Genomic DNA, 20,920 nt, shown 5'->3' on the forward strand with positions numbered 1-20,920 from the left:
ATTCAATATGAATGAGCGCTCTCTATTGAAATAATTCGTTTAATTGCATCTTTATGTACGGTTCTAAATGAAAAATAAATAGATGATTTTGTACAAAATAAACGCGAGCAGCATACTGATCGGAATCGTAATGATCCAGGTCATGACCATCTTCGTCACGGTTGCCCATTTCACATCGTAGAATCTCATGACGGCTCCGGTACCGATAATCGAGGATGAAATAACGTGAGTCGTCGACAGCGGCATCCCCATATGAGTGGATATCTGGATAACGAGCGAAGAGTTCAAATCCGAAGCAAAGCCGTTGATTGGCTCGATTTTAATCAGCTTCTTGCTCATCGTTTTAATGATCCGCATACCGCCGATCGACGTTCCGAGCCCCATTGCGGTTGCCGCACAAATTTTAACCCATAACGGGACGTTCATGTCGCTTTGATAGCCTAAGGTTACAAGTCCGAACACGATAATGCCCATCGCTTTTTGCGCGTCATTGCCGCCGTGCGAGAAGGACAGCAATCCGGCCGATAAAATCTGGAAAAACCGAAACGTGCGATTCAGCTTGGAGCGCGAGTGATTGCCGCTGGCCAGAATCAGCCTGCGAATGAACCACATAATGATAAAACCGGTGGCGAAAGCGATAATGGGCGACAGCACCAGAATCAAAATAATTTCTCCGAAGCCGCTCCAATTAAGTGAGCTTGTGCCTGCGCCGGCAATGACGCCGCCGGCCAACGAACCGATCAAAGTATGCGATGAGGACGAAGGAATACCGAAATACCAGGTGATCAGGTTCCACAAAATGGCCGAAATCAAGGTTGCTATAATGATAGGAACTCCATTATCAATAGTAGCCGGATTGGCGACTTTGCCGCCGACCGTTTTCGCGACTTCCGATGAGTATAAGGCACCGACGAAATTCAAGACAGCGGCGTAAAAAACGGCAAATCTTGGCGTCAGCGCCCGAGTCGAGATCGAGGTGGCAATGGCGTTGGCCGTATCGTGAAAGCCGTTAATAAAATCAAACAGCAGCGCCAATCCGACAATGATGAACAATATCGTTAACATAAATTCCTCCTAAGGGCTTTCCGCATGGAAAGCCTACATCGAAAGCGTCGGCTAAGGGCTTTCCGTATGGAAAGCCTACATCGAAAGCGTCGGCTTAGAGCTTCGCTTGGCGAGGGCGGCTTCGCAAGCAACGGCCTGACCGCCTTACGAATAACGCAGTACAACGCTTTCTAATATATTAGCTACATCCTCGCAGGCATCGGTCGTTTCTTCCAAACGCTCGTACAGCTCCTTCAATTTGAAATCATGGTACGGATCTTTCGGATGAAGAAAAATTTCGCGGATTCCTTCGCGCATCAACCGGTCTGCTTCATTTTCAAGGCTGTTGATTTGCACGGTATGCTCCGTGATCTGCATATATTTTTTTTTGGAGAGCAGCTTGAACGCATCAAGAATATGCTGGCAGCTGGCAACGATCACGGCGGAAAATTCCTTCATATAATTATCGCTTATGGTAATATTCAAATAATCGAAACGCGCGATCGTCGCTTCGATTCCATCCATCACGTCGTCCACCTTGGAGGCAAGCTCCATAATATCTTCACGATCCAACGGCGTTATAAATACTTTATTAAGCCCTTTGAAAATTTGATGCGTGATTTGATCCCCTTTATGCTCCAAATCCTTCAGCTGCGGGTAAAAGGTTGCGGGCGGTTGATCGCCCATGACGGCATTCCGAAACATTTGCGCGGCGTGCAGCGTGTTTTCCGACGCTTTGATCAGCAGCAGCAAAAAGTCCGTATCGTTTTTTTTGGCAAACAGCATGAAGCAGCCTCCTTGAATGGTTTAACAAAATTTTAATAAATAAAGGTAGTCTATGTAGAAAATTGACGAGAAATTTAACACAAAGTTAAAAATAACATAACAGACGGATGGTTTGCAATCATAGTTTATCCAAAACAAAATATGTTCATGAAAGTGTAAATATGTAAAGGTACCGGCCCCTCGTTCCACCAAATTACTTGATTTTCAACATGCGAAGATGTACAGTGGAATTTGATTGCATTGTTTTCAGAGTCGGGAAAGGAATGGGGACGGAATGAGTAAAATTATTATTACGAACGGCGTTTTTATAACAATGGACGAGCAGCAGCCTGTGGTTCAAGGATGCATGGCGATTGAAAATGACCGGATCGCTTATATAGGCGGAGAGCTTCCGCATCCGCTCGAAAGTTATGACGTACGGATCGACGGCTCCAACAAGCTGTACATGCCCGGGTTAGTCAATACTCATAACCATGCGGCGATGTCTTTGCTCCGCGGCTATGGCGACGATCTGGCTCTGCAGGTATGGCTGCAGGAAAAAATGTGGCCGATGGAAGGCAAGTTCACCGCTCGTGATGTGCGTTGGGGTTCTTTGCTGTCCATTCTGGAGATGCTAAAAGGCGGCACAACGACTTTTGTCGATATGTACGACCATATGAATGAAGTCGCTCAGGTGGTCGAAGAAAGCGGCATGCGCGCTTGTCTCACCCGCGGCGTCATCGGACTGTGCCCGCCAGAGGTGCAAAATGCGAAGCTGGCTGAAGCCCGCCAATTTGCCATCGATTGGCACGGGAAGGCGAACGGCCGCATCACGGCCATGATGTCGCCGCATGCTCCTTATACATGTCCGCCCGATTATATCGAGAAAATTGTGCAGGCTGCGCACGATTTGCAGCTTCCGCTGCACACGCATATGTCGGAGACGGCCCGCGAGGTCCAGGATAATGTCGATCAGTACGGCGCAAGACCGGTTGCGCATTTGGCCAAGCTGGGATTGTTTTCACGTCCGGCACTCGTTGCCCATGCCGTCCATCTAACAGATGAAGAGATTGACATCCTGAAGCAGTACGATGTACGCGTCTCCCATAATCCGGGCAGCAACCTGAAGCTGGCAAGCGGCGTGGCGCGGGTTCCGGACCTGATGCGCCAAGGCGTGCTCGTATCGCTTGGCACGGACGGTCCGGCGAGCAACAACAATTTGGATATGTTCGAAGAAATGAGACTGGCCGCTTTGATCCATAAGGGCGTGTCCGGCGATCCCGTTGCGGTGCCTGCGGAAGCGGCCTTGCGGATGGGTACGCTGGACGGCGCCAGATCGATCTGGCTGGATGATGTGGGCGCGCTGCAGACCGGCATGAAAGCGGACTTTATCGCATTGAATATCGATCAGCCGCATTTTTTCCCGAAAACAAACTTTATTTCGCATGCCATCTATTCGACTTCGGCCAAAGATGTTGCGGACGTATGGGTTAACGGCAGCATGATCGTTAAAAACGGCCAATGCCTGACGCTCGACGAGGAAAAAATATTGTTCGAAGCGCAGCGCTGCTTTGAACGGCTTGTCGGACAAGCCTGACATCATGCCGGAGACGGGGAGGAGGAGTGCAACCCGTGAAATACAAAGTTATCGCTTCGGCGGTCGTCGTGCTGGGATTGATCGTTTACCTGAGTATTTTTATCTTCAACAAAGTCCAGGAAGACGAATGGAAAGTCCAGCGCAGCGCCGTTCAAACCGCTTATGAAAAAACGATTTTAACCGAAGCGGACAAAGTGGAAACGTTCGTGGGCGATCAGCCGTTTACGGTCGTTCACGGTATGGATAAAATCGGCCAAAGGCTGATTGTATGGGTAGGGCAGGATCAGATTTATACGCAGATGGAAACGGACGGAATTACCGCCGATCAAGCCGGCCAGCTCCTTATGGCACGGCAGCCCGCAGCGGAAATTATGCGGCTCATTCCCGGCGTGCTGAACGGGGCGCTCGTCTGGGAAGCATTTTATAAGGTGATGCCGGAAGATGCGGGCCGCGGTCATTTTTACTACGATTATTACAACTTTAAAGACGGCGCATATATCGATACGTATAATTTAAACATCAATTAAATCGGGGGCGGCTCCGCATAAGACACGGCATTTTCGCCGGCTTGTGCGCAGCCGCTCTTCTATGTTTCCACACATTGCATCAGGCATTCGTATATATCGTGTGCTATACTATTTATATGCCAAATTGATATATACGAAAATCTTCTGATCGAAGCCCTATCGACGAAAATATAACCGTGTTTTTAACGCTGCTTTTCTTGCGATAAACAATTCATTCAGCTTCGCTGAAAACTTATAAATTATTATATCTTAAGAAAGGGGGACGTCAGCTTATGAAGTTACGTCTCTTGCCTATAGTTATTAGTGTTTCTATTACGGCTGTCGTTTTATTCGGCGGCTGGTTTGTATATCAGAGCGTTGCGATGGAAAATCCGCTGACGCAAGTCGTCGAAAGTACACCGGGCGTGCAATTGGTCAACACGAAAATTACGAATTCGGCGACAGAGCTGGAATTAAAGATGGAGCCCGGTACAAGCTTAAGAGAAGTTTATGACCGCATCCGTCATGAAGGCAGCTCGGCGTTAGGTAAAAGAGAGCTGAAGCTGACCGTAGTTAACGAATCTTCTCCCGAAATTGATCAATGGTGGTCCTCGGCTTTATTCGACGTAGCGCAGGCTATGGAAACGAAGAAGTATGCGCAAATTCCGGAAACGTTGCAAGCCCGTGCGGCGTCCGCCCATTTGAAAGTGTCTACGGAGATGGACGACAAGTATGTATATGTGACGATGTCGGACGGCACGAAGAGCAAGTATAAAATGCTGCCGCGAACTCCTTCGATGATGGGGGTGTGGCCTAATGAGTAAGCTGTATAAAGAAATTTTTGTCGGAGCGGCTCCGGTACTTCTTATATTTCTGTACTTCATCGGCGTCAATATCGTTCCTTTATTGTTTATGACCATTATTTTCGGCGCCCTGTACTATATGACGCGGATGCGGACCGGCGGCGGCTTCGGAGGATCGGAACGAAAAGCCCGCAACGCCGCATCGCCAAGCTACATGACCTTCGACGATATAGGAGGACAGCACAGGGCCAAAGGAGAGCTGAAGGAAGCACTCGATTTTTTGATCAAGCACGATGAAATCCAGAAGCTCGGCATACGTCCGCTTAAAGGCATTTTGCTGACCGGACCGCCCGGAACGGGTAAAACGCTGATGGCCAAAGCCGCGGCGCATTATACAAACTCTGTATTTCTGGCCGCCGCAGGCAGCGAGTTCGTCGAGATGTATGTCGGCGTTGGCGCGAGCCGGATTCGGGATATGTTCAAAGATGCGCGTTCCCGCGCAGTGAAGGAAAACAAGGACAGCGCAATTGTGTTTATCGATGAAATTGATGTGATCGGCGGCAAGCGGGACGGAGGCCAGCACCGCGAGTACGATCAAACCTTGAATCAGCTGCTGACGGAAATGGACGGAATTCACACCGCCGAAACCCCAAGAATATTGATTGTCGCGGCGACGAACCGGAAAGAAATGCTGGATAGCGCACTGCTGCGGCCCGGACGGTTTGACCGACATATTGAGGTCGATTTGCCCGATAAAAAAGGCAGACTTCACATATTAAACATACACGCCAAGAACAAGCCGATTTCAGAGGAAGCGAACCTCGAGCACATTGCCGAGGAAACGTTCCATTTCTCCGGCGCGCAGCTGGAAAGCGTGATGAATGAAGCTGCGATCTATGCGATGCGCGATGAATCGGCCTGCATCGAGCAGCGGCATTTATCCCAGGCCGTCGATAAAGTTATGATGGGGGAGAAGACGGACCGCGAATCGACCAAGGAGGAGCGGGACCGTGTCGCGCTGCATGAATTGGGTCATGCGATCACAGCCGAAGTGGTGCGCCCCGGATCGGTATCGCAGGTGGCTCTCAGTCCGCGCGGCCAGGCACTGGGCTATGTTCGTCACAATCCTCAGCAGGATCAATATTTGTATACAAAAGAAAATCTTGAGGAGCAAATTATGATTGCGCTGGGCGGCGCGGTCGCCGAGGAAATGTTTTACGGCGGGCGCAGTACCGGTTCCCGCAACGATTTCGAACAAGCGCTGCATCTGGTCCGCACGATGATGGATTCCGGGTTGACAAGCCTTGGCATCATCGACCGGCAGATGGTAACGAAAGAAGAGCTGATGAAGGAAAACGCGGCGATTCTGGAGCAGCTGACGATCGGTACCCGCGAGCTGCTGGAAAACCACCGCACGGTGTTCGAGCAATCGTTAACCATTTTGATTAAAGAAGAAGTGCTTTCGGGAGAGCAGTTCCGTCAGCTGCTCGCGCAATCGGGCGAGCAGATCGCTTAAGCTTCGGCAGCAATGGCTGCCGGAGCTTTTTTGTTTTTGTTCGCCAAATCATGCATTGAAAGCGTTTGAAAAATTGCGGAATTTCGTGCCTTTCAGGCTATTTTTGTCGTGAAACGCAACTTTTTCGGTTTTTGACAGTCTAATAGAATGGTAGATTTCGCCAATAAACCGGATTTCGTTTGTACCGGTTTCATAGATTCGAATACATAATAAGCTGAGGTGTACAATGAGAATACTGACTACGATGATTTTCATGTTGCTTGTATCCCTGCTCGCAGTTCCGCTTATGGCGTTTGCCGCGGAGCAGCCCATTCATCTGTTTTTGAACGGAAAGGCGCTGGCTGCCGAGGTGGCTCCTAAAATTGTGCAAGGCAATACGGTCGTGCCTGTCCGGGTCATTGCCGAATCGCTGGGCTCCAAAGTGCAGTGGGAAGAAAAAAGCCGGAAAGTAACCGTAGCTAAAGACGACATTAACATTCAGCTGTTTATCAATAAACAGGAAGTAACCGTTAACAACAAACGTTTTCAACTGGAGACCGCACCGGCCATTATGGACGGCAGCACCATGCTGCCGCTCCGTTTTGTGAGCGAGCAGTTCGGCGTCAAGGTCACCTGGGATGAACCGACGAGATCCGTCTTTCTTTTTCAGGAAACGGACATGTCGGACGATGAGGCTGACTTAGCGGCGGAACTTGAAGGAGAAGCCGTGGACGGTAAAGCTGCGGCGTCCGATAAGGAAGGTCGTCCCGTTGACGGCAAGCCTGCCGCCGACAAGGACCAGGGCAAAGCGGGCGATAAATCCGGCGATAAGGAGCCGGCGAAGACATCCGACAAAACCGCCGACAAAGACGCTGGCAACACGACGAACAAAACCACAGACAAAGACGCTGGCAAAACGGCGGACAAGCCGGGCGCTGCGGGAGCGGCGCCTTTGCCGGGCGATGCCGCGGGCAAGGACAAGCCATGCGACAAAAACGCCGTTTCAGGTCAGCAGCCGCCGGCAGGACAACCGGGTCAAGGCCAGCAAGGTCAATTGGGACAGCCGGTCCAGTCTGGCCAAGCCGTTCAACCGGGACAGACGAACCCGAATTCCCCGGCAAACTGCAAAGCTGCCGAAGCGGCGACAACCGTTCAATCCATCGTATTGGACGGAGATCAGCTTATTGTCAAAGCAAGCGGCGCCAAAGCGGTGCCGAACGTAAGCTACACGGATGAGCCGAAACGGATTGTGATCGAAATACCCGATGCGCAGCTCGACCCGGCCCTGAAGCTGGGAGCGAACGGCGAAGGCGTGAGCAAGGATAAAAGCCAGACCGTCTCGCAAATTCGATATTTGCTATTTTCAAAAGAGTCTACTAACGTTAGAATAATAATAGATTTATCTAAGAAAATAGATTTAAAACCTTCGAACGCGAGCTCGCCGACTCAATTGGTCTGGTCGCTGATTGCGCCGAAGGATCGTTACCGGGTCGTTATCGACCCGGGTCACGGGGGCAAGGATACCGGCGCTATTTCGATTACCAAGCGGCTGGAGAAAGATTTTGTACTTGCCTTGAGCACCAAAGTCCACAAGCTGCTGGAGAAGGAGCCGAAGATCGAAGCTTTACTGACCCGAAAAGACGACACGTTTGTCGAGCTGTCTGATCGCGCCGATTATGCAAATGACCGGCAGGCGGATCTGTTTGTCGCGATTCACGGCAATTCCGCAGGGAAAGAAACCGTCCGCGGCGTTGAGACGTATTATTATACGGAACAAAGCGCATCCTTCGCAGCATTGATGCACAAGCAATTGCTTAAATCGACAGGGTTTCCCGATCGTAAAGTGAAGCAATCCGGGTTTTATGTCGTCAAAAACACGACAATGCCTTCGTTATTGCTGGAGGTCGGCTTTTTATCCAACCAAACGGATGAAAGCACGATGTTCCAGGACGCTTTTCAAAATCAGGTTGCCGCATCCATCGTTGCTGCCATCAAACAGCAGTTGAATATCGACTAAGGAGAGGGTAACGATGTCTTACCATTTCGTCAAAACCGCAATCATCGGCGCGTCCTTGCTGGCGCTTCTGTCTGCATGCGGACAATCGAAGGCGCTTGTATCGGGCGAGCAGCCCGCTATACCGAAGCAGTCGCAGACAAGCGCTCCCGAGTCCCAACCGGCGGTGAAACCGGCCGAGCAGGATAATATGAAGCAAGCAAAAGTCAAAGTGTATTACGGGGACGAAAACGGCGAGAAATTAGTCGAACAGGAAACGACGGTTACCTACCAGCAGGAGGACGGCAAATACGCTGCGGCCTTAAAAGCATTATCCGAATCGCCCGGCGGCAAACAGCTCGCATTGTTAAAAGGAATTAAGATTTTATCGGCCAATCTGAAGGATCAGATGCTGACCGTGAACTTGTCCATCGCACCGGAAGGTCGGTTGGGCTCGGGCGGGGAGGCTCTGCTTTTGCAGGCTGTGCAAAATACCGTTTTTCAATTTTCAGAGATTCATAGTCTTGAAATTTTAGTTGACGGAAAAAAGGTTGAGAGCCTGATGGGACATATGGATCTGCCTCATCCGATCAAGCGCGGCTGATGAACGGATAAGCGCATGCAATTACAGCTTTCATGTTGAGTAAACCGGGAGGAATTTGTAAATGAATCACAAGCGTAAACAAGCGAAAAAAATGGCTGCAGCACTCGTAGCGTTATCCGTATTGATGACCAGCCCGGCATACGCAGCCGAAACGAAGACGGATACACAAACGGAAACCAAAACGGACACAAAATCGGAGACGAAGCCCGAGACCAAGCCGTCAGCAACGACTGCGCCGCCGGGGACTGCCTCGACTTCTATCAACACCGTATCCAAGTTTTCGGATGTAAGCCTGCAGCACTGGGCGATCAAGCATATTACGAAGCTGGCGGCTCTAGGCATTATCGAGGGCTATGAGAAAAATGAATACCGACCGGAAAATCCCGTTTCCCAGCAGGAAGTCATCGTCATGGCGATCCGTATGATGGGACTCGAGAACGAAGCGTTGAAAAACAAAGCCGAGACCATCCTGCCGGTTACGGTCGACAGCTTTTTCAAGCCGTACATAGCGTATGCGTTCGAGAAAAATCTGATCGATATCAAAGAAGAAACCGATTCGGCCGGCGCCTCCTCCAAAACGGCCTGGGGAGCTCGTCCGGCGACTCGGGAATGGGTGGCGAAGCTGGTCATTCGTGCCATCAACAAACAAGGACTTGCTCAGGAGAAGGCAACGACAACCACTATTTTTAAAGACGAAAAGGATATGTCCGGCTGGGCCGTAGGTTATGTAAACGCGGCAGTCGCGCTGAACATTGTAAACGGCGTCGACGACAACAATTTTCAGCCTAAAGGCTCCGTTACCCGCGCGCAAATGGCTACTTTCCTGAGCCGTGCGGATAAAGAGCTGACTACCCGCTCCGATAAAGTGATGATCGGCTATGTCATGGGTCTGAGCAACAACAAGCTGACCGTACAAAATGATCGCGGACAATCGAACGAGTATACGATCAATTCGGATACCGTCATTTATAACGCCAAGGACGATACCCGTATCCCGTCCAGCACGCTTAAAGAAACATACGAGGTATATGTCGTTCAATCGAAGGGCGCGGCTGCGTACATCGAGTTGACGAGCGATCAGGAGAAGATGGAAGTGACCGAAGGCACGCTGGACCAGCTGTTCCTGGATCAGATGGCTATCTCGATCATGCAGTCGTCAGGCGTCAAGCTGAAGGAGCTGGCTCCCAACGTTACGGCGACGGATAAGGAAGGACGCGGATTGAGTCTGGGTTCGATTCCAAAAGGCAGCATCATCCAACTGAAGCGAAACCAGTTAATTCCGAATTCGAAAATTTCGCAAATTGTCGTCCAGCAGGTGCCGGTCAGCAAAACCGCGGAAGGTAAACTGGTCAGCATCCAAAAAGACCAGAATACGATCACGTTCCTCGAAAAAACGTCGGGGCAGAACGAGACTTTCCCGCTCGCGTCGGTTGTTCCCGTGAAACTGCCGGATGGAACCGGGGCCGATCTGAATTCCTTAAGAGTCGGCGATACGCTTACTTATGAGGTCAAAACGAATCAAATCACCGGAATTACCGTCAACAAGCAATCGGATGTCGTTACGACCGTCCAGGGGACGCTTGATTTCATCAAGGAAGATAAGAAAAGCTTGACCATCAATGTGGCCGGCAAAAGCTTAAAAGCTTATTTCATTGCGGAAAATGCGATTGTCTCCATCGAAGGTCTCGCGAATGCCGGACTGTTTGACATTGTTGTCGGCGATGAAGTGAGCCTGGAGCTGGTCAACGATAAAATTGTGAAAATCAACGTAACGAACCGGTCGATAAAAGATATGGCTTTCGCGACGCTCGTCAATTTCGACAACGATACGAAGGTATTGACAGGCACTTACGAGAACGGCGATTTGTTTGCTTATAAACTAACGGACAGTACCGCCATTAAAGACGGCAACCGAACCTATGCGCTAGCGGACTTTGCGACCAACTTCCATAAGGGCGACAAAATCGATCTGAGGGTGACGAAGGACAAGGTCATTACGATTAAATTAACCGAGCAGCTCGAAGGAACTTTGACCCAGGTCAATACGACAACCTTGGAAGTTAGCCTGCGTACCCAAAGCGGTCAAATCATTACGTTTAAAGTGCCGGACAATCTCTGGGTATCTTTCTGGTCGAACGCCAACGGTACGTTGAAAGATTTGAAGGTGGGGGATGCCGTAGTTGCGCGCCTGAATAAATCACAGGATGTCGTCCAGCAAATCAGCGTCAAAAAAACCGCGGTCTACAAAATATTGATGGCCAATGAAGACAACCGGCAAATTAATGCCGAGGACGAGACTGGAGCGCTGTTTACATTTAAAATCGATACCGACGATCTGATTTCGAACGCGAATAGCACTGCGCATACGTTCGCTACGATTCAGCAAGACGATTACGTGAAAGTTTCTTATTCCGGCAATACGTTGACGAACGCAACGATTTTGAAGACGACACGCGGAAAAGTGACGGCGGTGGATACGACGACCGGCCTCGTAACCGTCCAAGACTTTGCGAGCGGTGTACAGGCAATTCCGGTCGGACAAAAGTTCGTCATCAAGCAGGGCGGCGTTACATCGGCCAATTTGAGTGATGTGAAGGTCAATGACCGCGTCGAAATCATCAGCGATGCCGTCGATAAAACGATCATTAACGTTGCCGCCTCGTCCAAGCGGACAGTCGCTACCTACGATTCCGTCCTGAATCAGCTGGTTTTGAAATCTACGCCGAACAATGATAAAACGACATATAACTTCTATACGAAAGCTTTCATGCATAAGGGTATGGAGCTTGTTTCCCCCAATGCGTTCGTGGAAAACGACGAAGTTACGATTTACGTGCTGGCCAACAAAATTATCGAGATTGAAAAATAATTTATGTTTCTTTAATCGAAGTGTAACCTTATAGTATTTGAAGCCGTCTATTAGGTAGAATGAATCATTCTGCCGTGGGCGGCTTTTTTTCTTAAGGATTCCTTAAATTCAGGTAAATTTCGTTAAAAGTTCGCATTTTGTCGGGTGAAGTCATTGATTCCTTTCCACGGATTCGGTAAACTAAGCTTTATACCACCGGAAAGAGGTAGCTTTCATTCTATGAACAAGAAGCAGGTCCGTACCATTCTCGATACGATCGGCGCCATGTTTCCGGATGCCCATTGTGAGCTCAACCATTCGAACCCGTTCGAATTAACGATCGCCGTGCTGTTATCGGCGCAGTGTACGGATGAAACGGTTAACAAAGTGACGGCATCATTGTTCCAAAAGTACAAAACGCCTGAAGATTATATCGCAGTACCTATAGAGGAATTGGAACAGGATATTCGCAGGATCGGACTTTACCGGAACAAGGCCAAAAACATTCAAGCTTTGTGTGTTCTGCTGCTGGACAAATATGGCGGAAGCATACCGGAGCAGCATGAACAATTGGTCGAGCTGCCGGGTGTCGGCCGGAAGACGGCGAACGTCGTCATGTCCAATGCTTTTGGCGTACCGGCTATTGCCGTCGATACGCATGTGGAGCGGGTCTCGAAACGGCTGGGAATGGCAAACCTGAAGGATTCTGTACTGGAAGTGGAAAAAAAGCTGATGAAGCTGGTGCCGAAGGATGAATGGACGCTGACGCATCACAGGCTCATTTTTTTCGGACGTTATCATTGCAAAGCCCAAAATCCGCAGTGCGGCGTATGTCCATTGGTGGAAATGTGCCGGGAAGGCAAAAAACGTATGAAATCCGGTAGTCGTAGGAAACCTATACAGTAATAACTAAAACACAAAGAATATAGTAAGGATGGGATTAAGATGAAATGCATATCGGTATATACGAATGATTTTGAGGTTTTTTCCGACATTTATGAACAGGTGCTCAGCATGCCATTGGCGGAAAATGAGGAAAAACAAATAGAAGGCATTACAGTCATGGAGTCGGGAGATGTGCCGGACAATTACTTGGACCGGATGAAAACGAAGCCCGAGGTTGTCGTTATGAAGGTGCGCGATAAAGATATTACGATTTTGCAGCATAAAAATTTGTTTGAAATATTCATCCCTGTTCAAGAAAGTGTGGTACACTGAAAACCGAAGCGATTCGGTTTTTTTTGTTTAGGAAATTATGCGCAGCAAATTTCTGTGATAAACCGGGGGCTCCCCCAAAAGTAATAGGAATTGACTTCGGAGCTTCACGTCACTTTTGGGGGAATTTGTTCTGTCGTTTTGTTTGACGTTCAATATAGGGTGTGGGGAGATCTGGAATGAGCAGCTTAGGAGTGCTTGGAGACACGAGAACAATGGAAGAAGCGATACGAACATTATTGGAGCGGGTAACCGCTGCCGGAGATGCGGACCATCAAGGCAAAATCGGGCAGCTGCTGGAAAAATCGGAGAGCGGCACGTTATATATCGCGTTTTGCGGTCATTTCTCGGCGGGCAAATCGAGCTTGATCAACAAGCTCTGCGGTCATACGCTGCTGCCGTCGAGCCCGATTCCGACGAGCGCAAATATTGTCAGCATCAGCAACGGAGAAGCGGGAGCGAGCGTCGTGCACCGGATTGAGAACGGGAGTGAAGCGCAGGTTACCCGAGTACCGCTTGAGGAGCTGGCGGCTTATTGCAAGGACGGCGAAGCGATCGAGACGGTCCACTTGCAGTATCCCATCCCTTTCCTGGGAACGCATGCGGCGCTGCTCGATACGCCGGGAATCGACTCGACGGACGACGCGCATCAGCTGGCTACGGAATCGGCGCTCCATCTGGCCGATGTCGTGTTTTATGTGATGGATTATAATCATGTGCAGTCCGAAATTAATTTTGCTTTTACGAAAAAAATGAAGGAATGGGGCAAGCCGCTCTATTTAATCATAAATCAGGTGGACAAACACCGGGACCGTGAATTGTCGTTCGACGACTATCGGGCGAGTGTGCTCGAAGCGTTCGCCAACTGGCATATTCAACCGGACGGGATCGTATATACGTCGGTGAAAGCGCCGGGCCATCCGCACAGTGAGTGGGGCAGGCTGGATTGGCTGCTGGGACGGCTGATCGAAGAGCGCGCGGCGTTGACGGCGCTCAGCCTTGAGAAGTCGGCGAACCATTTGGCGGAGGCGCATGCCGCCAAGATGGCCGAGCGCAACGAGCCGGCCAAAGAGGCGCTGCGCGCCCAACTGGCTGCCGACGACGGATTGGAGGCGGCGCAGCGGCAGCGGGCGGAGCTGAACGAGGCGATAGCCGGGATGGAAGCGCAGCCGGAGACGGTTCGTGCCGCGCTGCGCAAAGAGGCAGGCGTAATATTGGACAACGCCAATATTACGCCTGCTGTGACGCGCGATCTCGCGCACGATTATTTGCAAAGCCGCAAGCCGGGCTTTAAGGTCGGCTTGTTCGCGGGCGCAGCGAAGACGGCGAAGGAAGTGGAGCGCCGGCTGACGGTATTCCATGCCGATATCGCCTCGCAGGCAGCGGCGCAAATCGAGCGTCATCTGCAGCAGCTGCTGATCAAGGGAATGGAGGATGCGGCGGCAGTCCCTCCCGATCGGATCAGAGAGACGGCGGAACGGCTGCAGGTTGCCGTATTGCCGGAATGGCTTGCGGAGCAAGTCAATACGTCCGCAGGCTTCGGCGGCGACTATACGCTCAACTATTCGAAGCAGCTTGCTGCCGACATCAAGCTGCAGTACCGCAAGCGGGCGTTCGAGCTGATTGACGAGCTCGCCGCCGCTCTGGAGGAAGCGCAGCGGCCGCGCCTGCGCGATGCTCGCGCGCAGCTGGAGGCGCTTGAAGCGCGCCTCGGCAGCCTGCGCGAGCTCGAGCGGCTCGCCGCCGAGGAGGCGGCCTACGCCGCGGCGCTCGTCGCGCCGCTGGCGGCCGTGCGCGCGCCGCAGCCGGCGCTGCCGGACCCGGCCGGCGCTGCGGCGCCGAGCCCGGCTGCGCCAGGCGCAGCCGCGGCACAGCCGGGCGACGCTGCGCGCGACGCGCTCGCCGCAGTGGCTGCGGCCGCGGGCCGCGCCGCAAGCACCGGCGCGGCGCCGCTGGCGCAGGGCGCCCACCGCGCCCGGCTGCACAGCGCGGCGGAGCAGCTCGCCGCGGGCGCCGGCGAGCTCGCGGGTCTGGCGCCGCTCGCGAGCATTCGCCGCTCGCTGCGCGATAAAGCCGAGCGGCTCCGGCAGAGCCGCTTTACGATCGCGCTGTTCGGCGCGTTCAGCGCAGGCAAATCGTCGTTCGCCAATGCGCTGATCGGCGAACGGGTGCTGCCCGTATCGCCGAATCCGACGACGGCGGCGATCAACAAAATTATGCCGCCCGAGCCGGAGCAGGGCTGGCCGCACGGCACCGCCAAAGTGCGGATGAAAAGCCGCGAACGGCTCGCGGACGACATCCGCTACTCGCTTGAGGTGCTCGGCATTCAAGTGTCCGGCCTGCAGGACGGATTGGCCGCGATCGGCCGCTTGACGGCGGATCAGGTGTCCGCCAAGGGCAAGCCGCATTACACGTTTTTAAAAGCGGTGGAAGGCGGCTGGGCGGCCGTAGAGCATGATCTGGGCCGGGAGCTGAAGGTGGACGCCGAACAGTTTGCCTTCTACGCGGCCGACGAAAGCAAGTCGTGCTTCGTCGAGCTGATCGAATTGTATTATTCGAATCCGCTGACGGATCAAGGCATCGTACTGGTCGACACGCCGGGGGCCGACTCGATCAACGCGCGCCATACCGGCGTGGCGTTCAACTATATTAAAAATGCGGACGCCATTTTGTTCGTTACTTATTATAATCACGCATTTTCGCATGCGGACCGCGAATTTTTGCTGCAGCTCGGACGGGTAAAGGACAGCTTTGAGCTGGATAAAATGTTTTTTATCGTCAATGCCGCCGATCTCGCTTCCGCGAAGGAGGAGCTGGACGGGGTTGTCGCCCACGTTCAGAGCAATTTGCAGCAGCACGGTATCCGTCATCCGCGCATTTATCCGCTTTCCAGCTACTATGCGCTGGAAGGGAAGCTGGCAGCGGAGGAGGCGACCGTTCAGGCGTCGGGCATCGCCGCGTTTGAGCAAGACTTCGTCCGCTTCAGCCTGGAGGAGCTGACCGATATTGCGATCCGTGCCGGTCAAGCGGATTTGCTTCGGGCTGCCGATGTGCTGCAGCAATGGATCGCCGGCGCGCAGTCCGATGCGAGCGAACGTCAGAGCCGGGCAGCCGCCATCCGAAGCGCCCTGCAAGCCGCCGAGCGCATGCTTCGCGACATTTCGGTCGAGCCGGAGGTGCGGGAGCTCCGCAAGGAGATCGACGAGCTGCTCTATTATGTGAAGCAGCGCGTTACGTACCGGTTTGGCGAGCTGTTTCTGCATGCATTCAATCCGGCCGTATTCCGCGAGGAAGGGCGCGATACGAAAGCATTGCTGCAGTCGGCCTGGGACGATCTGCGCCGAATGATTTCGTTCGATCTGTCGCAGGAGCTGTTGGCTACGACGCTGCGGATTGAAAATGCGGTTAACCGGACAGCCAAAAAGCGCAGAGCGCAGTGGGTGCAGTCGATCGGCAGCGAGCTCGGGACTTTCCAGCCATCCGATTACGAGCCGCATTCGTTTGAAACGCCTAAGGAAACGGAGCCGTTTACGTGTGATACGGTGCAAGTAAAATGGCTGGCCGGCTTTTATAAAAACGCTAAGCAGTTTTTTGAAGGGAACGGCAAGCAGGCGCTGCGGACAGAGCTCGAGTTGAAGCTGAACGAACCGCTCGCCGCCTATGTGCTCGCGCAGGCAGATATGCTGGATGCGGCATACCGGGCGCAGCTGCAGGCGTGGTACGGGCAATTGACAGAGCAGCTGAGCACGGAGCTTGCGGAATATGCGGGCGGACAGCTGGCCGCTCTGGACATGCAGATCGACCTGGACGAACTGAAATTGAAGCATGACCGGTTGCTCCAAATCGGCAGCCGGCGGAATAAATGAGTATAATATAAGATTCGGCTGTCGGGTCAAGACAGCCGATTTTCAACGATTTTCTGAAAAGGTTTTCATTAGGTGCTAACGGATGATTTTAACATGAAAAAAGTGGATTGTGTCACCAAATCGTAAAGATTTGAGGGTTTTTCTACTTAGAAGGAGAATTATGGGAAACCCCGTTGTTGCCGCACCTATGGGATGGTGTTAATATTCAAAAAAGCGAGCGCTTCCGAAAGCAGCCCGGACTGCTAAGGAAGCAATTTTTGTTTAACGATAAACAATTTATTACGTTCCAGCGGAGCTGAATAAATTGTTTATCACAAGAAATACGGCCTTAATAGGGCAAAGGAAACTGGCAAACCATTGCTTTACTTCGGATAACCGATCCGCGTAAAGCAAACTTTGAGGAGGGTCCAATGGAAGTCTTTAGGCAGTTGAAGGAGTACTACTGGTCTGAAAAAAAGCTGTTGATTGCGTCCGTTATTTCGCTGATAACCGCAACGGCATTAGGACTGGTATACCCGAATTTACTTCGTTATTTGATTGACGAGGTTATCACCAAGAGGCAATTTTCGTTAGTTCCCGGCTTGGCCATGCTGGTCGTCGGGGTTGTGAGCTGTAAAGCGCTGTTTCAATTTTCGCACGGTTTTTTCAGCAGCAAGCTTGGCAATAATACGGCCTACAACCTGAGAAACGCGCTGTACGAAAAGCTGCAGTATTTATCGTTCCAATATTACGACAAAGCAAGAACCGGCGATTTAATGTCCCGTCTGACCGCGGATCTGCAGGCTGTCCGTGATTTTATCGGCTTCGGATTCGTCCAAATATTAAACGTTTTCATGATGTTTACTTTCGGCACGATCATGATGCTGACCATCAATTGGCAGCTTACGCTGATTACGATGATTTCGATGCCCGTACTCGTCTTTACGGCAATTCGCTTTGAGGGCAAAATTCACCCTGCGTTTCGGTCGATCCGCAAGTCCATGAGCTCCATGACGACCTCCGTGCAGGAAAATATTACAGGCGTGCGCACGGTCAAATCGTTTGCCCGCGAGCCTTATGAAATCGGGAAGTTTTCCGAACGAAACGAAGACTACCGGATCAATAATGTGACGACCTCCGGCATCTGGGCGCGTTATTTTCCGCTGATGGAGATTTTGGCGAATTTAAGCGTTGTCATTTTGTTGGGAACCGGCGGCTATATGGTCATTACCGACAAGATTACGTTGGGCGAGCTGGTCGCCTGCTTCAGCTTGATTTGGTACATTATCGGCCCGATGTGGCAAATCGGGTTTCACATCAACAACTATACCCAATCGAAGGCTGCCGGCGAAAGGCTGCTCGAGGTGCTTCATCATTATGTGCATGTTAAAAACAAAGACAACGCGATTGAGCTCGCACCCGATCGGGTCAAGGGGCATGTCCGGTTTGAAAATGTGTCGTTCGCTTATACGGACCAGCAATCCGCACTCCGGCATTTTGAAGTGGATGCCCGTCCGGGTTCGGTGATCGGTCTGCTGGGCGGAACCGGTTCAGGCAAATCGACGGTCGTTCAGCTGCTGCTGCGGGCCTACAATATCAAGGAAGGCCGAATTACGCTGGACGGCATCGATATTCGCGATGTGACGCTGGAAAGCTTGAGAGCGCAGATGGCGATTGTGTTCCAGGAGACATTCCTGTTCTCGTCTACGATACTCAATAATATCGCCTACGGCGTACAAAATGTGACCATGGAGAAAGTCATTCAGGCGGCGAAGCTTGCGAAAGCGCATGATTTCATCATGGAGCTGCCGCTCGGCTACCAGACGATTGTCGGAGAACGGGGAATGGGGCTGTCCGGCGGGCAAAAGCAGCGGATTGCAATTGCCAGGGCGCTGTTGAAGAACCCGAAAATATTAATTCTCGACGATGCGACAAGCGCTGTCGATATGGAGACGGAGCATGAAATTCAAATGGGATTTCAGGAGGTCATGCAGGGAAGAACGACGTTCATTATCGCTCACCGGATTTCTTCCTTGAAGCATGCCGATGAAATTATTGTGCTCGATCAAGGGCGGATCGTTCAGCGCGGTACGCATGACCAGCTGATGAAGCAGGAAGGCCCGTATCTCGAAACATATAAAATCCAGTTTGCCGACAAGGCGGATGCCGTACTGCTGGAAGAGTCGATAGAAGGCTTGCTGGCATCCCATCAGGAGCGGGTGGAAAACCAGGTGGCCGCAGCGGGTCAACCAAAACGCGGGGGGTACATACAGTGATCGATTCAGAGAAGCAACAAGCGCAGTCCGGCGGCGACGAGCAGGCGGGCAGGCGCTTCGTTTACCAGGATGACGAGCTGCTGGACAAAGGCTTCGATTGGGTGCAGGTAAAGCGGCTGGGCCAATATTTGAAGCCGTATTCGAAGCAAATCATACCCGTCATTATAACGATGATGATCGTTGGCGCATTAACGAAGCTACTTAATCCGCTGCTGATCGCTTACGCTATCGACAATGTGCTGCGCGAGAGCGCTCCGCGGCATGGCGATACGACGCTTCTGCTCCAATGCGTGGCCGGTATGCTGACTTTATATGTCATCCAGTGGGCGGCCAACAACTACCGGATCCGGTTTACGAATAAGGTCGGTCAAAAAGTGATCTACGACCTGCGTCACGATTTGTTTAAAAATATTCAAAGCCTGTCGTTCCGGTTTTTCGACAAGCGGCCTGCCGGTTCGATTCTCGTAAGGATTACGAATTATGTAAACTCTTTGCAGGATTTGTTTACAAACGGCGTCGTTAATCTGATGATCGACTGCGTGCAGCTGATCGGCATCATTTTTATTTTGCTCTTTTATAACGTCAAACTGGGCTTGGCGATCATCGTGACGGTGCCGGTCATGTTCATGGTATCGACGAGGCTGCGCGTTTTGATCCGGCGTTCCTGGCAGGTCGTACAGACAAAGCAGTCGCGAATTAACGCCCATTTGAACGAATGCATTCAGGGCATCAAGGTAACGCAGGCTTTTACCCAGGAAAAGGAAAACATGGCGTTCTTCGATCAAATGAATCTCGATAACCATAAATCGTGGAACCGCGCATCGATGCTCAATCAGACGTTTAACCCGATCATCGAAGTGACGGGAGCGATCGGCTACTGCATTTTGTTCTGGTTCGGCTCCCACCTCATTCAACAGGAGGAAATTACAGTCGGACTGCTGGTCGCCTTTGCGACCTATATCGGTCACTTCTGGGAGCCGATCAACCGGCTGGGCCAAATGTATTCGCAAATGCTGATCGCGATGGCTTCGTCCGAGCGGATCTTCGAATTTATCGACGAAAAGCCGAACGTGGCGGAATCCGCGAGCGCCAAAGCGCTGCCGAAGGTACAGGGCAATATCGAGCTGACGAAGGTCGAATTCGAATATGAGCCGGGACGCAAAGCGCTGAAAGGCATCGATCTAAGCGTGAAAGCGGGCGAATCGATCGCGCTGGTTGGCCATACGGGCTCCGGAAAAAGCACGATTATTAACCTGCTGTGCCGCTTTTACGATATTACCGGCGGCAGCATCTCGATCGACGGTCATGACATCCGGGACGTTACGGTGTCCAGTCTGCGCTCCCAGGTCGGCATTGTGCTGCAGGACACATTTATTTTTTCCGGGACGATTCGCGATAATATCCGTTTCGGCCGGCTGGATGCGACGGACGACGAAGTGGAATTCGCCGCCAAGGCGGTGCGTGCGCACGAATTTATCGTCAACCTGCCGCAGGGCTATGAAACCGAGGTACAGGAGCGCGGCAATGTGCTGTCGATGGGACAGCGCCAGCTGATCTCGTTTGCCCGCGCCCTGCTCGCCGACCCTCGCATTTTAATTTTGGATGAGGCGACCGCGAGCATCGATACGGAAACCGAGCTGAAAATCCAGGAGGCGCTGAAAACGCTGCTGGCCGGCAGAACGTCGTTCATTATCGCGCACCGTCTGTCCACAATTCGCAGCGCCGATAAAATTATCGTGCTCGATCATGGCGTTATGATGGAGCAGGGCACTCACGAAGAGCTGTTGGCGCAAAAGGGGATTTATTACGGCCTGATCCAGGCGCAGTACAGGTTTTTGAGAGAGGTCGGATAGAGCGGCTGGATAACCGGGAACGGGGAAGCCGGATGCGAACATCGTTTTCGGCGGCCGCAGGTCGGCTCAAGCATGT

At 51.9% G+C, this 20,920-nt stretch carries 14 protein-coding genes; 12 read left to right on the forward strand and 2 right to left on the reverse strand.

Going from position 1 to position 20,920, the window contains the following annotated elements:
• Window positions 1-63 precede the first annotated feature (63 nt).
• Both E1757_RS05885 and E1757_RS05890 read right to left on the reverse strand, forming a co-directional pair.
• On the reverse strand, window positions 64-1,065 hold the full coding sequence (locus E1757_RS05885; protein ID WP_133225921.1) for an inorganic phosphate transporter: 1,002 nt from the start codon (window positions 1,063-1,065) through the stop codon (window positions 64-66).
• A 144-nt stretch (window positions 1,066-1,209) separates the two neighbouring features.
• Window positions 1,210-1,830 (reverse strand): DUF47 domain-containing protein, encoded by a 621-nt coding sequence (locus E1757_RS05890; RefSeq protein WP_133225922.1) that lies wholly within the window; start codon window positions 1,828-1,830, stop codon window positions 1,210-1,212.
• Window positions 1,831-2,104: 274 nt separating this feature from the next.
• On the opposite strand from E1757_RS05890, the gene E1757_RS05895 reads away from it, so the two are divergent.
• The 12 genes from E1757_RS05895 to E1757_RS05950 all read left to right on the forward strand — a co-directional run bounded on the left by E1757_RS05895 (window position 2,105) and on the right by E1757_RS05950 (window position 20,844).
• Window positions 2,105-3,406, forward strand: a complete 1,302-nt coding sequence (locus tag E1757_RS05895; protein WP_133225923.1) for an amidohydrolase — start codon at window positions 2,105-2,107, stop codon at window positions 3,404-3,406.
• 35 nt (window positions 3,407-3,441) lie between these two features.
• Complete coding sequence (locus tag E1757_RS05900) at window positions 3,442-3,933, forward strand: cell wall elongation regulator TseB-like domain-containing protein (protein ID WP_246079038.1); 492 nt, start codon at window positions 3,442-3,444, stop codon at window positions 3,931-3,933.
• Between the two features lie 272 nt (window positions 3,934-4,205).
• Entirely contained in the window at window positions 4,206-4,736 is a 531-nt protein-coding gene (locus tag E1757_RS05905; protein ID WP_133225925.1) for a hypothetical protein, read from the forward strand.
• Window positions 4,729-6,231, forward strand: coding sequence for an AAA family ATPase (locus E1757_RS05910; RefSeq protein ID WP_133225926.1), 1,503 nt, complete (start codon window positions 4,729-4,731; stop codon window positions 6,229-6,231). Before E1757_RS05905 ends, E1757_RS05910 begins: the two co-directional genes overlap by 8 nt.
• A gap of 226 nt (window positions 6,232-6,457) precedes the next feature.
• Complete coding sequence (locus E1757_RS05915; protein ID WP_133225927.1) at window positions 6,458-8,227, forward strand: N-acetylmuramoyl-L-alanine amidase family protein; 1,770 nt, start codon at window positions 6,458-6,460, stop codon at window positions 8,225-8,227.
• A 13-nt stretch (window positions 8,228-8,240) separates the two neighbouring features.
• A complete protein-coding gene (locus E1757_RS05920) occupies window positions 8,241-8,807 on the forward strand; it encodes a GerMN domain-containing protein (protein WP_133225928.1) in 567 nt (188 codons plus the stop codon).
• A 61-nt stretch (window positions 8,808-8,868) separates the two neighbouring features.
• The gene (locus E1757_RS05925) at window positions 8,869-11,676 is read left to right on the forward strand and encodes an S-layer homology domain-containing protein (RefSeq protein ID WP_133225929.1); all 2,808 of its coding nucleotides are present in this window, start codon (window positions 8,869-8,871) and stop codon (window positions 11,674-11,676) included.
• A 219-nt stretch (window positions 11,677-11,895) separates the two neighbouring features.
• Complete coding sequence (gene nth / locus E1757_RS05930; RefSeq protein WP_133225930.1) at window positions 11,896-12,561, forward strand: endonuclease III; 666 nt, start codon at window positions 11,896-11,898, stop codon at window positions 12,559-12,561.
• 39 nt (window positions 12,562-12,600) lie between these two features.
• Window positions 12,601-12,873, forward strand: coding sequence for an NAD/NADP transhydrogenase alpha subunit (locus E1757_RS05935; RefSeq protein ID WP_133225931.1), 273 nt, complete (start codon window positions 12,601-12,603; stop codon window positions 12,871-12,873).
• Between the two features lie 176 nt (window positions 12,874-13,049).
• Entirely contained in the window at window positions 13,050-16,736 is a 3,687-nt protein-coding gene (locus E1757_RS05940; RefSeq protein ID WP_133225932.1) for a dynamin family protein, read from the forward strand.
• Between the two features lie 410 nt (window positions 16,737-17,146).
• The gene (locus E1757_RS05945; protein ID WP_133225933.1) at window positions 17,147-18,991 is read left to right on the forward strand and encodes an ABC transporter ATP-binding protein; all 1,845 of its coding nucleotides are present in this window, start codon (window positions 17,147-17,149) and stop codon (window positions 18,989-18,991) included.
• Window positions 18,988-20,844 carry an ABC transporter ATP-binding protein gene (locus E1757_RS05950; protein ID WP_425464820.1) on the forward strand — a complete coding sequence of 619 codons (1,857 nt, stop codon included), beginning with the start codon at window positions 18,988-18,990 and terminating at the stop codon, window positions 20,842-20,844. The genes E1757_RS05945 and E1757_RS05950 overlap by 4 nt, the downstream gene beginning before the upstream one ends.
• Window positions 20,845-20,920: the final 76 nt, after the last annotated feature.

The organism is Paenibacillus piri, assembly GCF_004354045.1.
GTDB classification, from domain to species: Bacteria; Bacillota; Bacilli; order Paenibacillales; family NBRC-103111; genus Paenibacillus_S; species Paenibacillus_S piri.